The sequence below is a fragment of the Streptomyces sp. CC208A genome, from assembly GCF_030010625.1.
In the GTDB taxonomy this organism is placed as follows: domain Bacteria; phylum Actinomycetota; class Actinomycetes; order Streptomycetales; family Streptomycetaceae; genus Streptomyces.
Genome location: NZ_JASCXN010000014.1, coordinates 37,081 through 56,970 on the forward strand (window position 1 = coordinate 37,081; position 19,890 = coordinate 56,970).

Here is a 19,890-nt window from a genome sequence, read left to right on the forward strand (position 1 = left end):
GTTGACACGAAGGAGGGGGCCCGGCGCACGCGCCGGACCCCCTCCCCGCGTTCGGGGCGCCGTCAGAGGCGCTCGATCACGTAGTCGACGCAGGCCGTCAGCGCCCGCACGTCCGCCGGGTCGATCGCCGGGAACATCGCGATGCGCAGCTGGTTGCGGCCCAGCTTGCGGTACGGGTCGGTGTCCACGATCCCGTTGGCGCGCAGGACCTTCGCGACCGCCGCCGCGTCGATCTCGTCCGAGAAGTCGATCGTGCCGATGACCTGCGAGCGCTTCGCCGGGTCCGCGACGAACGGCGTCGCGTACTTGGACTCCTCGGCCCACGCGTACAGCGCGTCCGACGACTCCTTCGTGCGCGCCACGGCCCAGTCGAGACCGCCCTGGCCGTTGATCCACTTCAGCTGCTCGTCGAGCAGGAAGAGGGTCGCGAGCGCCGGGGTGTTGTACGTCTGGTTCTTCAGCGAGTTGTCGATCGCGGTCGGCAGCGAGAAGAACTCCGGGATGTGCCGGCCGGACGCGTGGATCCGCCGCGCCCGCTCCAGGGCGGCCGGGGAGAAGGCCGCGAGCCACAGGCCGCCGTCGGCGGCGAAGGACTTCTGCGGGGCGAAGTAGTAGACGTCGGTCTCGGTGATGTCCACGGGCAGACCGCCCGCGCCGGAGGTCGCGTCCACGAGGACGAGCGCGCCCTCGTCGGCGCCCGCGACCCGCTTCAGCGGGGCGGCGACACCGGTCGAGGTCTCGTTGTGGGTGTACGCGTAGACGTCGACGCCGGCCTCGGCCACCGGCTCCGGGTGGGTGCCCGGGTCCGAGGAGATCACGGTCGGCTCGGCCAGCCAGGGGGCCAGCTTCGCGGCCTTCGCGAACTTGGAGGAGAACTCGCCGAAGGTGAGGTGCTGCGACTTGTTCTCGATCAGGCCGTGGGTCGCGATGTCCCAGAAGGCGGTGGAGCCGCCGTTGCCCAGGATCACCTCGTAGCCCTCGGGCAGCGAGAAGAGCTCGGAGATGCCGGAGCGGACCTCGCCGACCAGGTTCTTGACCGGAGCCTGGCGGTGGGAGGTGCCCAGGAGGGAGGTGCCGGTGGCGGCCAGGGCGTCCAGCGCCTCCGTACGCACCTTGGAGGGGCCCGCGCCGAAACGGCCGTCTGCGGGCTTGATGTCAGCGGGAATCTGGATATCGGCCACGAGCCGGAGAGTATCGGTTCGGCAAGGCCGGAAGCGCGTGATGTCCGCCGGATGAGACGAGGGACGAGACATCCTTGCGTCGTGGGAACACACGAAAGCCTTGCCGCAGACCTGCGTTCCGCGCTCGCCGGGGACGTCGACTTCTCCGTCACCGCACGGGCGCTCACGACCATGGACGCCTCCAACTACCGCCGTGTGCCCGCCGGTACGGTCGCGCCGCGCGACGCCGACGACGTCGCCGCCGCCCTTGAGGTGTGCCGGGCGCACGGCGTCCCCGTCGTCGCGCGCGGCGCGGGCACCTCGATCGGCGGCCAGGCCACCGGCACCGGCGTGGTGCTCGACCTCACACGGCACATGGACGGCATCGTCTCCGTCGACCCCGGTGCGCGCACCGCCGTCGTCCGCCCCGGCCTCGTGCTCGGCCGGCTGCGGGAGGCGGTCCGCCCGTACGGCCTGACCTTCGGCCCCGACCCGTCCACGTACAGCCGCTGCACCCTCGGCGGCATGATCGGCAACAACGCCTGCGGGGCGCACTCGGTCGCCTGGGGGACCACGGCGGACAACGTGCGCTCGCTGGAAGTGGTGAGCTACCGGGGCGAGAGGTTGACGCTGGGCCGGGACGGGCAGGGTGCGCCCCCCGGACTGCTCGACCTCGTCGACCGCCGCCTCGCCCTCCTGCGCACCGGCTACCCCGCCGGACTGCCCCGCCGCATCTCCGGCTACGCCCTCGACGCGCTGCTCCCCGAGCGGGGCCGGGACGTGGTCCGCTCCTTCGTCGGCAGCGAGGGCACCCTCGGCGTGGTGACGGAGGCGACCGTCCGGCTCGTCCCGCTCCCCGCGGAACCGGTCCTCGTCGTCCTCGGGTACGCCGACGAGACGGCCGCGGCGGACGCGGCGGCCGGCCTGCTCCCGCTGGGACCGCTGACGGTGGAGGGCATGGCGGCCGACCTGGTGGGAACGGCCGTCGGGGACCTCCCCCGGGGCGGGGCGTGGCTGTTCTGCGAGGTGGACGGGGAGGACGCGGCCCGCGCCCTCGTCCGCGCGGCGGACGCGCTCGACACGGCGGTGGTACGCGACCCGGCCGGGCAGCGCGCGCTCTGGCGCGTCCGGGAGGACGCGGCGGGCACGGCGACCCGGATGCCCGGCGGAGGGGACGCCTGGCCGGGCTGGGAGGACTGCGCGGTCCCGCCGGCGCGGCTGGGCGCGTACCTCCGCGCCTTCCGCGCCCTGCTGGCCGAACACGGCCTCCGGGGGATCCCGTACGGGCACTTCGGTGACGGCTGCGTGCACGTCCGCATCGACTTCGACCTGTGGACGGAGAAGGGGGTACGGGACTTCCGCCGCTTCTCGGAGGCGGTGGCCGGCCTGGTCGTCGCCCACGGCGGCTCCCTCTCCGGCGAGCACGGCGACGGAAAGGCGCGGGCGGAGCTCCTGCCGAGGATGTACGGCGACGAACTGGTCGGCCTCTTCGGCGAGGTGAAGGACGTGTGGGACCCGGACGGCGGCCTCAACCCCGGCATGCTGGTCCGCCCCGAGCCGCTCGACTCCGGCCTGCGCTTCGGGAACCTGCCGCTGGTGGGGGTGGGCCGGGAGGCGGCCCGCTGTGTGGGAGTGGCCAAGTGCCGGGTGGCGGGGCCGAGTTCGGGCCCGTCGGTGATGTGCCCTTCGTTCCGGGCGACGGGGGAGGAGAAGCACTCCACCCGGGGCCGGGCGCGCCTCCTCCACGAGATGGCGCTCGGCGAGGTCGTCACGGACGGCTGGCGCTCGGAGGAGGTCCGGGAGGCGCTGGACCTGTGCCTGTCCTGCAAGGGCTGCCGCAGCGACTGCCCGGTGGGCGTCGACATGGCCGCGTACAAGGCGGAGTTCCTGTCCCGGCACTACGCGGGGCCGGGCGGGCTGCTGCGCCGGCCGCGCTCGCACTGGACGATGGGCGGACTGCCGCGCTGGCTGGACCTGTTCGGGCGGGGTCTGAACACGGCGACGCGGCTGCCGTTCGCGGCCCGCCTGGCGGGCGTGACCCCGGACCGCCCGCTGCCGAAGGTCGCGGAATACACCTTCGCCTCCTGGTTCGCCGACCGCGCCTCGGCCCGCCCCCCGGCCCTCACCCTCTGGCCCGACACCTTCACCGACCACCTGGCCCCGGAGGTGGGCCGGGCGGCGGTGAGGGTCCTGGAGGAGGCGGGCCTGGGCGTGGCGCTGCCGCCGGGGAGGGTGTGCTGCGGTCTGACGTATGTGTCGACGGGGCGGCTGGGGGCGGCGAGGCGGGTGATGCGGCGGACGCTGGACGTGATGGAACCGGAGGCAGGCCCCGTGGTCGTCCTGGAACCCTCCTGCGCGGCGACCCTCCGCACCGACCTCCCCGAACTGCTCCCGGACGACCCGAGGGCGGCCCGCCTGGCGGCCTCGGTCCTCACCTTCGCGGAGGCGCTGGAGACCCTGGCCCCGAACTGGACCCCGCCCCGCCTGGACCGCGAGGTCACCGGCCAGACCCACTGCCACCAGCACGCCGTTCTGGGCGACGCGGCCGACCGCAGACTCCGGGAGCGGGCCGGCCTGACGGGCGAACCGGCGGGCGGCTGCTGCGGCCTGGCCGGCGACTTCGGCTTCGAACCGGGCCACGAGCAGGTCTCCCGGGCCTGCGCGGAGGACCAGCTCCTCCCGGCGCTGCGGTCCGCCGCCCCCGGGACGGAGGTCCTGGCGGACGGCTTCTCGTGCAGGACCCAGATCGCGCATCTGACGGAGTGGCGGGGGCGGCACCTGGCGGAGGTCCTGGCGGAGGCGATCGACGTGGGCGGGGAGGTGCCGTGAGGGGGCCGGCGGCGCCCGAAGCCCGTGGGTGCCGGCCGGCAGGGGACGCGGTCACGGGCTCGTCAGCCAGTCGGTGTACCAGTCGTGGAAGCCGGGGCTCACCGGTACGAAGCCGCCCCAGTCGGGGTCGAGCTGCCAGAGCTCTCCGGTGTGGGGGCCGTTCAGGACCAGGCGGACGTACGCGCCGCAGCCCTGGTCGGTCAGCATGAGCGTGCCCGGTGTCAGCCTCTCGGTCGTTGTCCTGACCGGGCCGGGCAAGGGGGCGGTGAGGGGGAACGGCGTCGAGAGCCGGCCGGGCAGGCGATCCTCCCGCCACTCGTCGTCCACGGCCCACTCGGCGTCGGCCTCCGGGCGGGGGGCGGTCAGCGGCATCAGGCCGTGGCCGGGCCCGGCCGGGCCGTTGCCCGCCTCCGCGACGAAGGAGCGGTATTCCGGCGGCAGGTGGATGCCGTGGGTCTCCTCGAACGTCCGGATCTCCCTCTCCGGCAGCGGTCGCGTCAGCGCGTACCGATGCGTGTCCGCCCCGAAGCGCTCCAGCTCGGGGTCCCGGGCGGCCGGCTCCCGTATCCGCGCGCGGACGTCGTCTTCGTCCCAGATCCTCATTTCCCGGTAGGAGTTTCAAGCCAGGGGCGGCTTGCGCCACACGGAGATGTGCTTCGTGGAGTCCTGGGTGAACGGTGTTCCGTCCCAGTCCGCGACGCGGCGTTCGAGTTCGAGCCCGGCGAGGCGTGCCATCAGGTCGAGTTCCGCCGGCCAGGCGTAGCGGTGCCGGGAGTTCTCGCGGCGGTAGTGGTCGCCGTCGCGGGTGAGGTGGTGCGAGACGAGGATCTGCTCGACGAGGTCGAAGGTGTCGAAGCCGAGATGCCGCTCGGAGACGTCGAACGGCACCGCGACCTGGCCGGGCGGCAGGAACCGCAGCGGCGGCACGCCCAGTTCGATGACGAACCGGCCGCCGGGCTCCAGGTGGCGGGCGGCGTTGCGGAAGCACTCGACCTGCTCGTCCTGCGTGAGCAGGTTCGTGATGGTGTTGTAGACGAGGTAGACCAGGGTGAACCCGCCGGGGACGACGGTGGTGGCCATGTCCCCGATGACCACCGGGAGCCTGTCCTCGTCGGCCTTGCGCCGCAGCACCGCCGCCATGTGCTCGGACAGTTCGATGCCCACGACCGGCACGCCGCGCTCCCGGAGCGGGACGCCCACGCGTCCGGTCCCGATGGCGAACTCCAGCGCCCGGCCGTCTCCGGCGAGCTCGGCGAGGAAGGCGAGGGTCGGTCCGAGAACGGCGGCCGAGGACATCTCGGCCTCCTCGGCGTCGTAGCGGTCGGCGGTCGCGCGGCTCCACAGCTCGCTGCTCGTCATGGGCGGACACTCTGTCGGGTACCGGGGAGCGCTGTCGACGCGTTTTCGTTGTCCTCTCGTACGAGGAGTCGTACGAGGAGTCGTACGAGGAGGCGGAGCAGTACGCGTGGGCCCGGCACGTCCGGTGTTCGCTCCGGCGGGTCAGCCGCCCCCGCTGACGATCTCGCGGGCCATCGCCACCAGGGCCTCCGTCGCCGGGTGCGGGAAGGCGTCGCGCCAGGCGAGGAGGACCGGGAGCGGGGGTGCGTCGGGGAGGGGGCGGTAGGTGACGCCCGGGTGGGGGTGGAGGGCGGCCGTGGAGGTGGAGGAGACGCCCACGCCTCGGGCGGCGGCGATGGCGGTGAGCCAGTCGTCGGTGTTGGCGACGGTGAGGGTGCGCGTGGGGCGGGCGGGCAGGGGCCACAGGGTGAGGGTGGTCGCGCCGGAGACGGTGTTCAGGATGACCGTCTCGTCCACGAGGTCGAGGAGGGTGAGGTCGCCGGGGCGGTCCGCGAGCGGGCTGTCGGCGGGGAGGACGGCGACCCTCGGTTCCGTGGTGAGTTCGGCGGTGACCAGGCCCGGGGACTCGACGGTGCCGCGCAGGAGGGCCGCGTCGACCTGGCCGCGGGCGAGGCCGGCGGTGCGGTCGTCGATGCGGAGGAGTTCGAGGGGGGTTTCCGGGTGTTCGCGCTGCCAGCGGCGGAGGAGCGGGGTGGTGTACGGCCCGAAGGCGGACCAGGCGTGGCCGAGGCGCAGGGGACGGTGGCGGAGCCTGGCCGGGTCGACGGCGGCGTCGAAGGCGGCGAGGGCGGCGGTGGCCCGTTCGCGGAAGGCGCGGCCCTCGGCGGTGAGGGCGAGGTGGTGGGTGGAGCGGTCGACGAGCCGGGTGCCGAGGTGGCGTTCGAGGGTGGCGAGCGTGCGGGAGACGGCGGGCTGGGTGAGGTGGAGGCGGGCGGCGGCCCGGGTGAGGTTCTTCTCCTCGGCGATGGCGAGGAAGCAGCGCAGGTGGCGCAGCTCGATGCGCACGGTCATGCCTCTGGAGCATAACCGCAGGATGGTCGGCATTTCCGCTGCGCGGTGGGGCTCCGTAGCGTGGAAGCGGAATTCGGTCGTCAGGATGCGGCGAAGTCCATTACTCTGAACTGAGGGTTCAGTTGAGTGGACTTTTGTCCGGTGGAGGGTGGGAGGAACGGTGAGCGTGGACAGCCAGGTGACGGATGCGGCTTCGGCTTCGGCTCCGGTCGTGGGTACCGGCCCCGAGAGGCGGGTCGGCCGGGTCGGCCGTCCCCGTGAGTCCCGCCGCCTCGGGCCCGTCGCGCTCGTCGTCGCCGGCGGACTGTCCGTGCAGTTCGGGGCGGCCCTCGCCGTCCTGCTGATGCCCCGGGCCGGGGCGCTCGGCGTCGTCACGCTGCGGCTCGCGCTCGCCGCGCTCGTGCTCCTGGCGGTCTGCCGGCCCAAGGTGCGCGGTTACGGCCGCGCCGACTGGGGGACCGTCGTCGCCTTCGGTACCGCCATGGCCGGCATGAACGTCCTCTTCTACCAGTCGGTCGACCGGATCCCGCTCGGCGCCGCCGTCACCCTGGAGGTGCTCGGCCCGCTGATCCTCTCCGTCGTCGTCTCCCGCCGGCTCGTCAACCTCCTCTGGGCCGGGCTCGCGCTCGGTGGCGTCGCCCTGCTCGGTGGCGGCGGCTTCGACCGGCTCGACCCGCTCGGCGCGGGCTTCGCGCTCGCGGCGGGCGCCATGTGGGCCACGTACATCGTCTTCAGCGCCCGCACCGGACGCCGCTTCCCGCAGGCCGACGGCCTGGCGCTCGCGATGGCCTTCGGCGCGGTCCTCACCCTGCCGTTCGGCATCGCGGAGGCGGGCGGCGCGCTGCTCGTGCCGTCCACGGTCGCGCTGGGCCTCGGCGTCGCGCTGCTCTCCTCGGTGCTGCCGTACACCCTCGAACTCCTCGCCCTGCGCAGCCTGCCCGCCCCCACCTTCGCCGTCCTGATGAGCCTGGAACCGGCCATCGCGGCGGGCGCCGGTTTCCTCGTCCTCCACCAGGTACTGTCCGTCACCGACGCCCTCGCCATCGCGCTCGTCATCGGGGCGAGCATCGGAGCGGTCCGTACGCAGAAGGCCGCCACGGCCTCGTAGCGCCCCGCCGCCCGTGGCCGGATTCTGTCGCTTCTCTGGCCGTCGGCCTGTTTCGGTGCCTCCCGGCGCCGGACGATCATGAAGCCATGGCTCTTGAGATGCGCGAACGCTGCGAACGCTGTGAGACGACGCCCCTGCCGGCCGACGGGCCCGCCCGGATCTGCTCGTACGAGTGCACCTTCTGCGTGCCCTGTACGGAGGCGATGTCCGGCGTCTGCCCCAACTGCGGCGGCGAACTGGTCCCCCGTCCGCGCCGCGCGGCTTAGCGCCCGTCGTCCTCCGCGGTCGGGACTTCCCGCTCCCGGCAGCGAGCGCGGTACCGCCTTGCCGGGCGCGGGCGTGGTGGTCCGTCGGGCGCCGGGGAAGGATGGGGCGCCACGGAGGGGATCGGGGTTGGGGAGGAGCCGTGTCGATGGTGTCGGGGGCGGGAGCCGGGCCGTCAGTGCCTTCGCCGGTTCTTCGGGAGGGGGGTGTCACCGTCCGGCTCGGCGGGGGCGGTGTCCGGTGGCAGGACGCCAGGACCGTGACCCGTATCCCCTACGAGCTCGTCGGCAAGGTGGCCGTCGTCCAGGGGAAGGGGCCGTGGGTGCGGTTGCGGATCACTCTGCGGCCGTCGGTCACGGAGCATCGCGGGCCTTACGAACTGGCCTGCCGCGACCGACACGGCCGCCCCTTCGCGGCAGCCCTGGAGCGTCTCGTCCGCGAGTCCGGCCAGGCGTGTGGGGCGGGCGGGGCGTGTGGGGCGGGCGGGGCGTGTGGGGCGCACCGCTCGCTGCGGCCGGCCACCGTCACCGTGGGGCCGGTACGCTCCCTGCCTCTGCGCCAGCGGTATTCCCCGGTCCGGCCGGCGTTCTTCGCCCTGTTGACGGCGAACCTGCTCGCCTCGCTCCTCCTCCTGCTCCTCGGCCACCCCGTACGCGCGGTCGGAGTCTGGTTCTCCGTCGCGCCCTGGGGCCTGGTCGCCGTCCTGGCCCCGGTCCTCAGCGCCGGACTCGCCGGCGTCTGGGCCCCCTGGACCCCTGGGATCAGGGTCGAGGCCCGGTACACCGGCAGAGGTGTCGCCCGCACCTCCAGCGGGCCCTGGCCGGAGTTCGTCTACCGGTTCACCGACCCGGACGGCGTCCGAAGGGAGCACGCGGTGCGCCCTTCGGGCCGGTTCGCCAAGCCGCGCTCGACACGCACCCTGTGGTTCGTCCCCGACACCCGGAGCAGCCACACCCTGGGCGACCCCTACGCCGCCCTGTTCATCACCCTCCTCACGGGGGGCATGGTCCTCTTCCTCGGCGGTGCCGGCCTGTACCTCATGCCCGGCCTGCTCATCGGCACGCTCGGCTGACGCGCCGGCCGGCCCTGCGTCTCCGGTGCGTCAGCGGACGACGTCGAAGACCTGCTTCTGGATGCCGTTCGCATACGCCTCGTGCTCGACGAGCTTCAGCTTCTGGGCGTCCTTGTCCGTGGTGCTGAAGAGGCGCTTGCCCGCGCCGAGGAGGAGGGGGAAGACCAGGAGGTGGTAGCGGTCGATGAGGCCGGCGTCCGAGAGGGCGCGGTTCAGGGACGCGCTGCCGTGCATGATGATCGGCCCGCCCTCGGTCTCCTTCAGGGCGGCGACCTCGTCGAGGGTGCGCAGGATGGTGGTCGGGCCCCAGTCGGAGACCAGGTCGTCCTCGGTGAGCGTGGTGGAGACGACGTACTTCGGCATCTCCTTGTACTCGGCGAAGTCCGCCATGGCCGGCCACACGGGGCTGAACGCCTCGTAGCTGATCCGGCCGAGCAGCATCGCGGTGGCCTCCCGCTGCTCGCGGCCCTTGATCTCGTACGCCTCCGGCAGGAACTCGACGTCCTTGAAGGTCCAGCCGGAGTTCCGGTAGCCCGCCTCGCCGCCGGGGGCCTCGATGACGCCGTCGAGGGAGACGAAGGCGGAGCTGATGAGCGTGCGCATGGTGGGCCTCGGTTCTCTGTGTGCCTGCCGTTGTGTTCATGGTCCAGGACTGCGGCCGTGCTCGAAACTCATCGGTCCGCACGCCATATTTTTCAAGCAAGCGTGCTTGATTGTTTCCTGGATCGCTGCCATGCTCCGACTCCTCAGGCCCGTCCTCCCGAGGGGAGCGCACCGTGTCCGACCCCGCCGACGTCTTCGTCGACCTCCGCGCCGAGGGCGACGAACTCGACGCGCTCGTCGCCGCGTTGGGCGATGCCGAGTGGTCCCGGCCCACCCCCGCCCCGCGCTGGACCGTCGCCCACCAGATCGCCCACCTCGCCTGGACCGACCGGGCCGCGCTGCTCGCCGTCACCGACGCCGACGGGTTCGCGAAGGAGGCCGAGAAGGCGGCGGCCGCGCCGGAGCGGTTCGTGGACGACGGAGCCGAGGAGGGGGCCGCGCTGCCGCCCGCCGAGCTGCTCGGGCGCTGGCGGGAGGGGCGGGGGCGGCTTGAGGAGGCGCTGCGGGGGGTGCCGCCGGGCGGGAGGTTCCCCTGGTACGGGCCGCCGATGAGCGCGCCCGCGATGGCGACCGCCCGGCTGATGGAGACCTGGGCGCACGGGCAGGACGTGGCCGACGCCCTCGGAGTCGTACGGACGCCGACCGCCCGGCTGCGGCACGTCGCCTGGATCGGTCACCGGGCCCGCGACTACGCCTATCTGGTGCGCGGGGAGCAGCCGCCCGCCGAACCCTTCCGGGTGGAACTCACCGGGCCGGGCGGGGAGTTGTGGGTGTACGGCCCCGAGGGCGCCGATCGGCGGGTCACCGGCACCGCCCTCGACTTCTGCCTCCTCGTCACCCAGCGGGTCCACCGCGACGACACCGCCCTCCGCGCCGACGGCGCCGACGCCGAGCACTGGCTCACCATCGCCCAGGCCTTCGCAGGACCGGCCGGGCCCGGACGCGCTCCCCGGAAGGGCGCACGGTGACCCCGCTCCGCATCGGCAACGCCTCAGGCTTCTACGGCGACCGGTTCTCCGCCGTGCGCGAGATGCTGACCGGCGGGCCGCTCGACGTGCTCACCGGCGACTACCTCGCCGAGCTGACCATGCTCATCCTCGGCCGCGACCTCCTCAAGGACCCGTCCGCCGGGTACGCGAGGACCTTCCTGCGGCAGATGGAGGAGGGCCTCGGGCTCGCCCACGAGCGCGGCGTCCGCATCGTCGCCAACGCGGGCGGCCTCAACCCGGCCGGACTCGCCGACGCCCTCCGCGCCCTCGCCGCGAAACTCGGGCTCCCGACCCGCGTCGCGCACGTCGAGGGCGACCGACTCCCGCCCGAGCCAGGGGAGTTGACCGCCAACGCCTACCTGGGCGGCGCCGGGATCGCCGCCTGCCTCGCCGCCGGGGCGGACGTCGTCGTCACCGGCCGGGTGACCGACGCGGCGCTCGTCACCGGGCCCGCGCAGTGGCACTTCGGCTGGGGCCCGGAGGAGTACGACCGGCTCGCCGGGGCCGTCGTCGCCGGGCACGTCCTGGAGTGCGGAACCCAGGCCACCGGCGGCAACTACGCCTTCTTCCGGGAGCACGGCCACAAGGCTCTCCTGCGGCCCGGCTTCCCCCTCGCCGAGCTGTACGAGGACGGCTCCGCGGTCGTCACCAAGCACCCCGGCACCGGCGGCGTCGTCGACGTCGGCACCGTCACCGCCCAGCTCCTGTACGAGACCTCCGGCGCCCGGTACGCCGGGCCCGACGCGACCGCTCGGCTCGACTCCGTACGGCTCACGCAGGACGGCCCCGACCGGGTGCGGATCGACGGGGTGCGGGGCGAGGCGCCGCCGCCCACGCTCAAAGCGGGCCGCTGCCGGCTCGGCGGCCACCGCAACGAGGTCGTCTTCGTCCTCACCGGCCTCGACGTCGACGCCAAGGCCGCGCTCGTCCGCGAGCAGGTCGGCGCCGCGCTCGCCGCCGCCCCGCCCGCCGAGGTCCGCTGGGAGCTCGCCCGCACCGACCGCGAGGACGCGGCCACCGAGGAGACCGCGAGCGCCCTGCTCCGGCTCGTCGTCCGCGACCAGGACCCCGAGAAGGTCGGCAGGACCCTGACGGGGGCGGTGATCGAGCTGGCCCTCGCCAGCTACCCCGGCTTCCACGTCACCGCCCCGCCGGGGAGGGGTTCCCCCTACGGGGTCTTCGAGACCGCGTACGTGCCCGCCGCCGACGTCCCGCACACGGCCGTGCTCCCCGACGGGACCCGCCTCGCCGTCCCCGTACCGCCGGCGACCCGTGCCCTGGAACCCGTACCCGAACCGGAACTCCCGCCGCCGCTGCCCGCGGGTCCGGTGAGAAACGTCCCCCTCGGGCGGATCGCCGGGGCCCGCAGCGGCGACAAGGGCGGGGACGCCAACGTGGGGGTGTGGGTGCGGACGGACGCGGAGTGGCGGTGGCTCGTCCACACCCTCACCGTCGACCTCTTCCGCGAACTCCTCCCGGAAACAGAGGAGTTGGAGGTCGTTCGGCACGTGCTTCCCCAGCTGCGGGCGGTGAACTTCACCGTCGCCGGGATCCTCGGCGAGGGCGTCGCCTCCCAGGCCCGCTTCGACCCCCAGGCCAAGGCCCTCGGTGAATGGCTCCGCAGCCGACACCTGGACATCCCGGAGGAACTCCTGTGACCGTCCTCGCCTCCGCCCTCGACACCACCGGCCCCGACTACAAGATCAACCGCTCCGCGATGCTGGAGAAGCTCGAAGCCCTCGACGCCGAGCACGCCAAGGCGCTCGCCGGCGGCGGCGAGAAGTACACCGCCCGGCACCGGAAGCGCGGCAAGCTGCTCGCCCGCGAGCGGATCGAGCTGCTCCTCGACCCCGACTCGCCGTTCCTGGAGCTGTCCCCGCTCGCCGGCTGGGGCAGCGCCTACCAGGTGGGGGCGTCCCTGGTGACCGGCATCGGGGTCGTCGAGGGCGTCGAGTGCCTGATCACCGCCAACGACCCGACCGTGCGCGGCGGCGCCTCCAACCCGTGGACGCTGAAGAAGGCGCTGCGCGCCAACGAGATCGCGTACGCCAACAGGCTCCCCGTCGTCTCGCTCGTCGAGTCCGGCGGCGCCGACCTGCCCTCACAGAAGGAGATCTTCGTCCCGGGCGGGGCGCTCTTCCGCGACCTGACCCGGCTCTCCGCCGCCGGGATCCCGACCGTCGCCGTCGTCTTCGGGAACTCGACGGCCGGCGGGGCGTACGTGCCCGGCATGTCCGACCACACGGTGATGATCGAGGAGCGGTCGAAGGTCTTCCTCGGCGGTCCGCCGCTGGTGAGGATGGCGACCGGCGAGGAGAGCGACGACGAGTCGCTGGGCGGCGCCGCCATGCACGCCCGGGTCTCCGGGCTCGCCGACCACTACGCCGTCGACGAGGCCGACGCCATCCGGCAGGCCCGCCGGATCGTCGCCCGCCTCAACCACCGCAAGGCGCACCCGGATCCGGACCCCTTCGGCTACGAGCCGCCGAAGTACGACGCCGAGGAGCTGCTCGGGATCGTGCCCGGCGACCTGCGGACGCCGTTCGACCCGCGCGAGGTGATCGCCCGGATCGTCGACGGCTCCGACTTCGACGAGTTCAAACCGCTGTACGGGCCTTCCCTGACCACGGGTTGGGCGCGGCTCCACGGCTACCCGGTCGGCATCCTCGCCAACGCGCAGGGGGTGCTCTTCTCCGCCGAGTCCCAGAAGGCGGCCCAGTTCATCCAGTTGGCGAACCAGCGGGACATCCCGCTGCTCTTCCTCCACAACACCACCGGCTACATGGTCGGCAAGGAGTACGAGCAGGGCGGCATCATCAAGCACGGCGCGATGATGATCAACGCGGTGTCGAACTCCCGCGTCCCCCATCTCTCCGTCCTCATGGGGGCGTCGTACGGCGCCGGGCACTACGGCATGTGCGGGCGGGCGTACGACCCCCGGTTCCTCTTCGCCTGGCCCAGCGCCAAGTCCGCCGTCATGGGCCCGCAGCAGCTCGCGGGCGTGCTGTCGATCGTGGCGCGGGCGTCGGCGGCGGCGAAGGGGCTGCCGTACGACGAGGAGGCCGACGCCGGCCTGCGGGCGATGGTCGAGGCGCAGATCGAGTCCGAGTCGCTGCCGATGTTCCTCTCCGGCCTGCTCTACGACGACGGGGTCATCGACCCCCGCGACACCCGCACGGTCCTCGGGCTGTGCCTGTCCGCGATCCACACGGCACCGGTCGAGGGCGCGCGCGGCGGCTTCGGCGTCTTCCGAATGTGAGGCCTCACGTGATCAGGAACGTCCTCGTGGCCAACCGCGGCGAGATCGCCTGCCGCGTCTTCCGCACCTGCCGCGACCTCGGCATCGCCACGGTCGCCGTCCACTCCGACGCGGACGCGGACGCCCTGCACGTGCGGGAGGCGGACGCGGCGGTACGGCTGCCGGGGGCCGCGCCCTCGGAGACGTACCTCCGGGGGGATCTGATCGTGGCGGCGGCGCTCGCGGCCGGCGCGGACGCGGTCCACCCCGGCTACGGCTTCCTCTCCGAGAACGCCGGCTTCGCGCGGGCCGTGACGGAGGCCGGGCTGCGGTGGATCGGCCCGCCGCCGGACGCCATCGAGGCGATGGCGTCCAAGACCCGCGCGAAGGAGCTCATGGGCGTCGAGCCCCTGGCGGAGGTCACCGCCGGCGACCTGCCGGTGCTCGTGAAGGCGGCGGCGGGAGGCGGCGGCCGCGGTATGCGGATCGTCCGCGAACTCGCCGACCTCGAAGGCGCGTTGATGGCGGCGGCCGCCGAGGCGGAGAGTGCCTTCGGGGACGGGGAGGTGTTCGTCGAGCCGTACGTCGAGAACGGCCGGCACGTCGAGGTGCAGGTGCTCGCCGACGCGCACGGCACGGTCTGGACCCTCGGCACCCGCGACTGCTCCCTCCAGCGCCGCCACCAGAAGGTCGTCGAGGAGGCCCCGGCGCCCGGCCTGCCGCCCGCGCTCGTCGACGAGTTGTACGAGCGGTCGGCGGCGGTCGCGAAGGCCGTCGGCTACGTCGGCGCGGGCACGGTGGAGTTCCTGGTCGCGGGAAGCAGGGCGCACTTCCTGGAGATGAACACCCGCCTCCAGGTCGAGCACCCGGTGACGGAGGAGGTGTACGGTGTCGATCTCGTCGCCCTCCAGATCGCCGTCGCCGAGGGCACCCCGCTCCCGCCGGACCCGCCCGCCGCCCGGGGCCACGCGATCGAGGCCCGCCTGTACGCGGAGGACCCGGCGGCGGGCTGGGCCCCGCAGACGGGCGTGCTGCACGCCTTCGGCGTGCCGCCCGGCCCCGGCGTACGTACGGACACCGGCTACGCCTCCGGCGACGCGGTCGGCGTCCACTACGACCCGATGCTCGCCAAGGTGATCGCGCACGCCCCGACCCGGGCCGAGGCCGCCCGCAAACTCGCCCACGCCCTGGAACGGGCCGTGATCCACGGCCCCGCCACCAACCGTGACCTCCTCGTCGCCTCCCTGAGGCACCCCGCCTTCACCGACCCGGCCGCCCTGGGCACCGGCTTCTACGAGCGGCACCTCGCCGCCCTCGCGCGGAAACCGGACGGTGAGGCGTACGCGGCCGTCGCCGCCGCCCTCGCGGACGCGGCCCGCAACGGCGGCCGTTTCGGCGGGGGTTGGCGGAACCTCCGCTCGCGGGACGAGACCAGGACGTACGGGGAGCACGAGGTCCGCTACCGGCCGGCGCGGGACGGCGGCTACGAGGTGACGGCCCCGGAGGGCGTACGGGTGGTGAGCGCCGCGCCGGATCGCGTACGCCTCGAAGCGGCAGGGGTGGTGAGGGACTTCGAGGTGTCCGCGTACGAGGACGGCACCGTTCACGTGGGCCCGTACCGCCTCACCCCCCGCCCCCGCTTCACCGACCCGCGCGAGCGGACCCTGCCCGGGTCGCTGCTCGCGCCGATGCCCGGCACCGTCGTCCGGCTCGCGGACGGCCTCGCCGTCGGCGACCGGGTCGAGGCCGGGCAGCCCCTGCTCTGGCTGGAGGCGATGAAGATGGAGCACCGCGTCACCGCTCCCGCCTCCGGCACGCTCACCGCGCTCCACGCCGCCCCCGGCCGCCAGGTCGAGGTCGGCGCCCTGCTCGCCGTCGTACAGACCGAGGACCAGGAGGACCAGACAGCATGAGCACCGACATCGAACCCCGGGAGCACACCGAACTCCGCGCCGCCGTCGCCGCGCTCGGCCGTCGCCACGGCCCCGGCTTCGACCGGGCGGCCCTGTGGTCGGAGGCCGGGAAGCTCGGCTACCTGGGCGTGAACCTGCCGGAGGAGTACGGCGGAGGGGGCGGCGGCATGGCCGAGCTGTCCATCGTCCTGGAGGAGACGGGCGCGGCCGGGGCGCCGCTCCTGATGATGGTCGTCTCGCCCGCGATCTGCGGCACGGTCATCGCCCGCTTCGGCACGGCGGAGCAGAAGGCGGCGTGGCTGCCCGGCCTCGCGGACGGTTCGCGGACGATGGCGTTCGGCATCACCGAGCCGGACGCGGGCTCCAACTCCCACCGCATCACCACCACCGCGACCCGCACGGAGGACGGCTGGGTCCTGAACGGCCGCAAGGTCTTCGTCTCGGGCGTCGACATCGCGGACGCGACCCTGATCGTGGGCCGCACGTCGGACGCCCGCACCGGCACCCTGAAGGCCTGCCTCTTCATCGTCCCGCGCGACACGCCCGGCTTCGGCCGCCGCCCGATCGAGATGGAACTCGACGCGGACGAGAAGCAGTTCGAGCTCACCCTCGACGAGGTGCGGCTGCCGGCGGACGCGCTGGTGGGTGGGGGCACCTCCCACGCCCCAGGGCGTGGGGGAGAGGACGCGGGGCTGCTCCAGCTCTTCGCGGGCCTGAACCCCGAGCGGATCATGACGGCCGCCTTCGCGATCGGCATGGGCCGCTTCGCCCTCGACCGGGCGGTCGCCTACGCGAAGGAACGGCAGGTCTGGAAGGCCCCCATCGGCGCCCACCAGGCCATCGCCCACCCCCTCGCCCAGGCCCGCATCGAGCTCGAACTCGCCCGCCTGATGATGCAGAAGGCGGCGAAGCTGTACGACGCGGGCGACGACCTCGGCGCGGGTGAGGCCGCCAACATGGCCAAGTACGCGGCGGCCGAGGCGTGCGTGAAGGCCGTCGACACCGCCGTCCACACCCTCGGCGGCAACGGTCTCACCAAGGAGTTCGGCCTCGCCCGCCTGATCACGGCCTCCCGCGTGGCCAGGATCGCCCCCGTCAGCCGGGAGATGATCCTCAACTTCGTCTCCCACCAGACCCTGGGCCTGCCGAAGTCCTACTGAGCCCTGCCGAAGTCCTGCTGAGCACGCCCGCCATGTGCCATACTCCGAGTATGGCAACCAGGAAGATCACCATCACCGTGCCGGAAGAGCTGGTGGAGTCGATCAAGGGACGCGTCGACGCGCGCGGGGTGTCCGGTTACATCGCCGCCGCCGCCGCCCACCAGGACGCCATGGACCGGCTGCGCGAGCTGGCCGAACGCCTCGAAGAGGAGTACGGCGCCGTGACCGACGACGAGCAGCGGGCGGCGCTGGACCGGATCGCCGCGATCGACGACTGGCACGACGAGCAGAGCTCGCGTCCGGGCGAGGCCGCGTGAGCCGGGCCGCCCGGGCGAAGCCGCACCGACCGCGACGACGCGTCTTCGTGTTCGACTCCGAGGCGCTCTCCCAGGCGGTCCGGGGCGACCGGGAGATGGCCGCCCTGATCAAGGCGGCTCCGGGGCTCGACATCCCGATCGTCACCTCGGCGCTCACGACCCTGGAAGCACGGGACCCGCGCGCGGCGTCGAGGCAGGCGCTGTGGGACTGGACGCTGTCCCGGATCCGCGTCGTGCACACGGACGACCACGTGGTCGCCATGGCGCGCGACATGCTGAGGGCGGCCGGCCTGCACGGGCACAAGTACGCCATCGACGCCGTCCTGGCGGCCGTGGCCGGACGGGAGGCCGAGCAGGGGGCCGAGGTGACCGTCTTCACCTCCGACACCGACGACATGAATCGACTCCTCGCGGACCGATCCGTGCGGGTCGAGAAGGTCTGACGACACGAGACGACACGAGAAGAGAGCCGAGGGACCGTACGTGAGCCTGATCGCCGTCACCGAGGAACGCGGGGTCGTCACCCTCGCCCTCGACTCCCCGGACACCCGCAACGCGCTCTCGGCCGCGCTCGTCGCCGAGCTCGGCGGGGCGCTCGCCGAGGCCGGGAAGGATCCGGCGGTGCGGGCGGTGGTGCTGACGCACACGGGGGGCACGTTCAGCGCGGGCGCCGATCTGAAGGCGCCGCCCAGCCCGTACGCCTTCGTCGACCTGCTCCGGCAGGTCGTGGAGCTGCCGAAGCCGGTCGTGGGGCACGTCGCGGCCGGGGGCAGGGTGCGGGCGGGCGGGCTCGGGCTGCTGAGCGCCTGTGACGTCGTGGTGGCGGGGGAGGGCGCGGACTTCGCGCTCACGGAGGTACGCATCGGGGTGGCGCCCGCGGTGATCTCGCTGACCCTGCTGCCGAGGCTGGAACCGCGCGCCGCCGCCCGCTACTACCTCACCGGCGAGCGCTTCGGCGTGCCGGAGGCGCGGGCGATGGGGCTCGTCACGGCGGGCGAGGACGAGCTGGGCGCGATCCTCGACGGGCTGCGGGCGGGCTCGCCGCAAGGGCTGCGTGAGTCGAAACGGCTGGTCACCGCTAGAGTCCTGGAGACCTTCGAGCGCGACGCGGAGGAGCTCGTGCAGAGATCGGCCACGCTCTTCGCCTCCGCCGAGGCACGCGAGGGCATGACGGCCTTCCTCGAACGACGGGACCCCGAATGGCGGCTCTGACCGCGCCCCGGCACGACCGGAGCGACCGGAACCCGAAGCAGGACCGGAGCCGCGTCACCCGGCAGCGGCTCCTGGAGGCCGCCGTGGCCTGCCTCGCCGAGTACGGCTGGGCGGGGTCCACGGTGGCGGTGGTCGCCGAACGGGCGGGGGTGTCGCGGGGCGCCGCCCAGCACCACTTCCCGACCCGCGAGGACCTGTTCACGGCGGCCGTCGAGTACGTGGCGGAGGAGCGCTCGCAGGCGCTGCGGGCGCTGCCCACCGACGACCGCGCGCAGACCGTCGCCGCGCTCGTCGGCCTCTACACCGGGCCCCTCTTCCGGGCCGCGCTCCAGCTGTGGGTGGCGGCCGCGCACGAGGACCAGCTCCGCGACCGGGTCGCGGAGCTGGAGGCCCGGGTGGGCCGGGAGTCCCACCGCATCGCCGTCGAACTCCTCGGCGCCGACGAGTCCCGGCCCGGCGTCCGCGAGACCGTCCAGGGACTCCTGGACATGGCCCGCGGCCTGGGGCTCGCCACCCTCCTCAGCGACGACACCGCCCGCCGCGACCGGGTGGTCGCCCAGTGGGCGCGGCTGATCGACGAGGCGTTGAGCAACTAGCGCGGACCGGCTGGACCGGCGCGGACCTGCACGGACCGGCTGGACCGGCGCGGACCTGCACGGACCGGCTGGACCGGCGCGGACCGGCTAGGCGCGCAGGCCGAAGCGGTCCGCCCAGGCCGCGACGTCGGCCGTCGTCGCGTTGCCGCCGCAGACCACCAGACCGAGGCGGGCGTCAGGACCGACCCGGTCCAGGACCCGGCGGGCGGCCGGGAGCAGGCATCCGGCGGCCGGTTCGGCCCAGACCTTGGCGTGTTCGGCCAGGTCCAGGGTGCCCTGGACCGCCTCCGCGTCCGTCACCGTGAGCACGTCCTCGACCAGCGCCTCCACGTGCGCGTAGGTGAGCGCGGAGACGCTGGGCGCGCTCAGCGTCGACACGACCGAGGAGAGCTCGACCGGCACCGGGCCGCCCGCCGCGAGGGCCGCCGCCATGGCGTGGGCGCCCTCCGTCTCCACGCCCCAGATCCGGACGCCGGGGCGGCGGGCGCGCAGGGCGGTGGCGACGCCGGCGATCAGACCGCCGCCGCCGATGCTGACGAGGACGTCGGTGAGTTCGCCCGCGTCCTCGGCGAACTCCAGGCCGACCGTGCCCTGGGCGGCGACGACCAGCGGGTCGTCGAAGGGGTGGACGAGGGTGAGGCCCCCGGCGCGCAGCTCGTCCATGAGGGCGAAGGCGCCCGGCATGGTGTCGGCGAGGAGGACCTCGGCCCCGGCGGCCTTCGCGGTGTCCACGGCGCGGGCCGGGGCGGATCTCGGCATGACGACGGTCGCCCGCACGCCGAGCGCCCCGGCCATGACGGCGAGCCCCACGCCGTGGTTGCCGCCGCTGACCGCGACGACGCCGGCCGCGCGCTCGGCCCCGTCGAGGGCGAGCAGCTTGGCGGCCGCCCCGCGCGCCTTGAACGAGCCGGTGCGCTGGAGGAGTTCCAGCTTCACGGTGACGTCCGCGCCGAGCAGGGCGGTCAGTCCGGGGCTGGGCAGGGTCGGAGTGCGTACGACATGTCCGGTGAGGCGTTCGGCAGCGGCTTCGACGTCCGCGACGGTGATCAGCACGCCTTC

The 19,890-nt window shown here is 73.9% G+C and carries 19 protein-coding genes; 13 read left to right on the plus strand and 6 right to left on the minus strand.

Annotated elements, in window-relative coordinates; genetic code table 11:
• Positions 1-62 precede the first annotated feature (62 nt).
• Positions 63-1,181 (minus strand): phosphoserine transaminase, encoded by a 1,119-nt coding sequence (gene serC / locus QK442_RS17190; protein WP_282694822.1) that lies wholly within the window; start codon positions 1,179-1,181, stop codon positions 63-65.
• A gap of 51 nt (positions 1,182-1,232) precedes the next feature.
• Here serC and QK442_RS17195 point away from each other — a divergent pair, with 51 nt between their 5' ends.
• Positions 1,233-3,989 carry an FAD-binding and (Fe-S)-binding domain-containing protein gene (locus QK442_RS17195; RefSeq protein ID WP_282694823.1) on the plus strand — a complete coding sequence of 919 codons (2,757 nt, stop codon included), beginning with the start codon at positions 1,233-1,235 and terminating at the stop codon, positions 3,987-3,989.
• Positions 3,990-4,040: 51 nt separating this feature from the next.
• Here the strand turns inward: QK442_RS17195 and QK442_RS17200 are convergent, their stop codons facing one another.
• The 3 genes from QK442_RS17200 to QK442_RS17210 all read right to left on the minus strand — a co-directional run bounded on the left by QK442_RS17200 (position 4,041) and on the right by QK442_RS17210 (position 6,392).
• Positions 4,041-4,592, minus strand: coding sequence for an SMI1/KNR4 family protein (locus QK442_RS17200; protein ID WP_282694824.1), 552 nt, complete (start codon positions 4,590-4,592; stop codon positions 4,041-4,043).
• Between the two features lie 15 nt (positions 4,593-4,607).
• On the minus strand, positions 4,608-5,348 hold the full coding sequence (locus QK442_RS17205; protein ID WP_282694825.1) for a class I SAM-dependent methyltransferase: 741 nt from the start codon (positions 5,346-5,348) through the stop codon (positions 4,608-4,610).
• Positions 5,349-5,489: 141 nt separating this feature from the next.
• Complete coding sequence (locus QK442_RS17210) at positions 5,490-6,392, minus strand: LysR family transcriptional regulator (protein ID WP_282694826.1); 903 nt, start codon at positions 6,390-6,392, stop codon at positions 5,490-5,492.
• Between the two features lie 178 nt (positions 6,393-6,570).
• Here QK442_RS17210 and QK442_RS17215 point away from each other — a divergent pair, with 178 nt between their 5' ends.
• From QK442_RS17215 to QK442_RS17225, 3 genes are all read left to right on the plus strand, one after another.
• A complete protein-coding gene (locus QK442_RS17215) occupies positions 6,571-7,467 on the plus strand; it encodes an EamA family transporter (protein ID WP_282694827.1) in 897 nt (298 codons plus the stop codon).
• 86 nt (positions 7,468-7,553) lie between these two features.
• Positions 7,554-7,733: a DUF1272 domain-containing protein gene (locus QK442_RS17220; RefSeq protein ID WP_282694828.1), complete on the plus strand. Its 180-nt coding sequence runs from the start codon at positions 7,554-7,556 to the stop codon at positions 7,731-7,733.
• Between the two features lie 257 nt (positions 7,734-7,990).
• On the plus strand, positions 7,991-8,803 hold the full coding sequence (locus tag QK442_RS17225) for a hypothetical protein (protein WP_282694829.1): 813 nt from the start codon (positions 7,991-7,993) through the stop codon (positions 8,801-8,803).
• A 30-nt stretch (positions 8,804-8,833) separates the two neighbouring features.
• Here QK442_RS17225 and QK442_RS17230 read toward each other — a convergent pair whose 3' ends face one another.
• A complete protein-coding gene (locus QK442_RS17230) occupies positions 8,834-9,406 on the minus strand; it encodes a dihydrofolate reductase family protein (protein ID WP_282694830.1) in 573 nt (190 codons plus the stop codon).
• Positions 9,407-9,579: 173 nt separating this feature from the next.
• Between QK442_RS17230 and QK442_RS17235 the strand changes: the two genes are divergently transcribed.
• Genes QK442_RS17235 through QK442_RS17275 form a run of 9 tightly spaced genes read left to right on the plus strand, consistent with a single transcriptional unit; the run spans position 9,580 to position 18,831 of the window.
• The gene (locus tag QK442_RS17235; RefSeq protein ID WP_282694831.1) at positions 9,580-10,374 is read left to right on the plus strand and encodes a TIGR03084 family metal-binding protein; all 795 of its coding nucleotides are present in this window, start codon (positions 9,580-9,582) and stop codon (positions 10,372-10,374) included.
• Positions 10,371-12,053: a DUF1446 domain-containing protein gene (locus QK442_RS17240; RefSeq protein ID WP_282694832.1), complete on the plus strand. Its 1,683-nt coding sequence runs from the start codon at positions 10,371-10,373 to the stop codon at positions 12,051-12,053. Before QK442_RS17235 ends, QK442_RS17240 begins: the two co-directional genes overlap by 4 nt.
• Positions 12,050-13,654, plus strand: a complete 1,605-nt coding sequence (locus QK442_RS17245; RefSeq protein WP_282694833.1) for a carboxyl transferase domain-containing protein — start codon at positions 12,050-12,052, stop codon at positions 13,652-13,654. The genes QK442_RS17240 and QK442_RS17245 overlap by 4 nt, the downstream gene beginning before the upstream one ends.
• Before the next feature lie 8 nt (positions 13,655-13,662).
• The gene (locus tag QK442_RS17250) at positions 13,663-15,546 is read left to right on the plus strand and encodes a biotin carboxylase N-terminal domain-containing protein (protein ID WP_282694834.1); all 1,884 of its coding nucleotides are present in this window, start codon (positions 13,663-13,665) and stop codon (positions 15,544-15,546) included.
• Complete coding sequence (locus QK442_RS17255; RefSeq protein ID WP_282694835.1) at positions 15,543-16,706, plus strand: acyl-CoA dehydrogenase; 1,164 nt, start codon at positions 15,543-15,545, stop codon at positions 16,704-16,706. Before QK442_RS17250 ends, QK442_RS17255 begins: the two co-directional genes overlap by 4 nt.
• Before the next feature lie 50 nt (positions 16,707-16,756).
• A complete protein-coding gene (locus QK442_RS17260; protein WP_282694836.1) occupies positions 16,757-17,023 on the plus strand; it encodes a hypothetical protein in 267 nt (88 codons plus the stop codon).
• Positions 17,020-17,466 carry a PIN domain-containing protein gene (locus QK442_RS17265; protein ID WP_282694837.1) on the plus strand — a complete coding sequence of 149 codons (447 nt, stop codon included), beginning with the start codon at positions 17,020-17,022 and terminating at the stop codon, positions 17,464-17,466. The genes QK442_RS17260 and QK442_RS17265 overlap by 4 nt, the downstream gene beginning before the upstream one ends.
• Positions 17,467-17,506: 40 nt before the next feature.
• Positions 17,507-18,235, plus strand: a complete 729-nt coding sequence (locus tag QK442_RS17270; RefSeq protein WP_282694838.1) for an enoyl-CoA hydratase family protein — start codon at positions 17,507-17,509, stop codon at positions 18,233-18,235.
• Positions 18,223-18,831, plus strand: a complete 609-nt coding sequence (locus QK442_RS17275) for a TetR/AcrR family transcriptional regulator (RefSeq protein ID WP_282694839.1) — start codon at positions 18,223-18,225, stop codon at positions 18,829-18,831. Before QK442_RS17270 ends, QK442_RS17275 begins: the two co-directional genes overlap by 13 nt.
• An 87-nt stretch (positions 18,832-18,918) precedes the next feature.
• Here QK442_RS17275 and QK442_RS17280 read toward each other — a convergent pair whose 3' ends face one another.
• Positions 18,919-19,881, minus strand: coding sequence for a threonine/serine dehydratase (locus QK442_RS17280; protein ID WP_282694942.1), 963 nt, complete (start codon positions 19,879-19,881; stop codon positions 18,919-18,921).
• Positions 19,882-19,890: the final 9 nt, after the last annotated feature.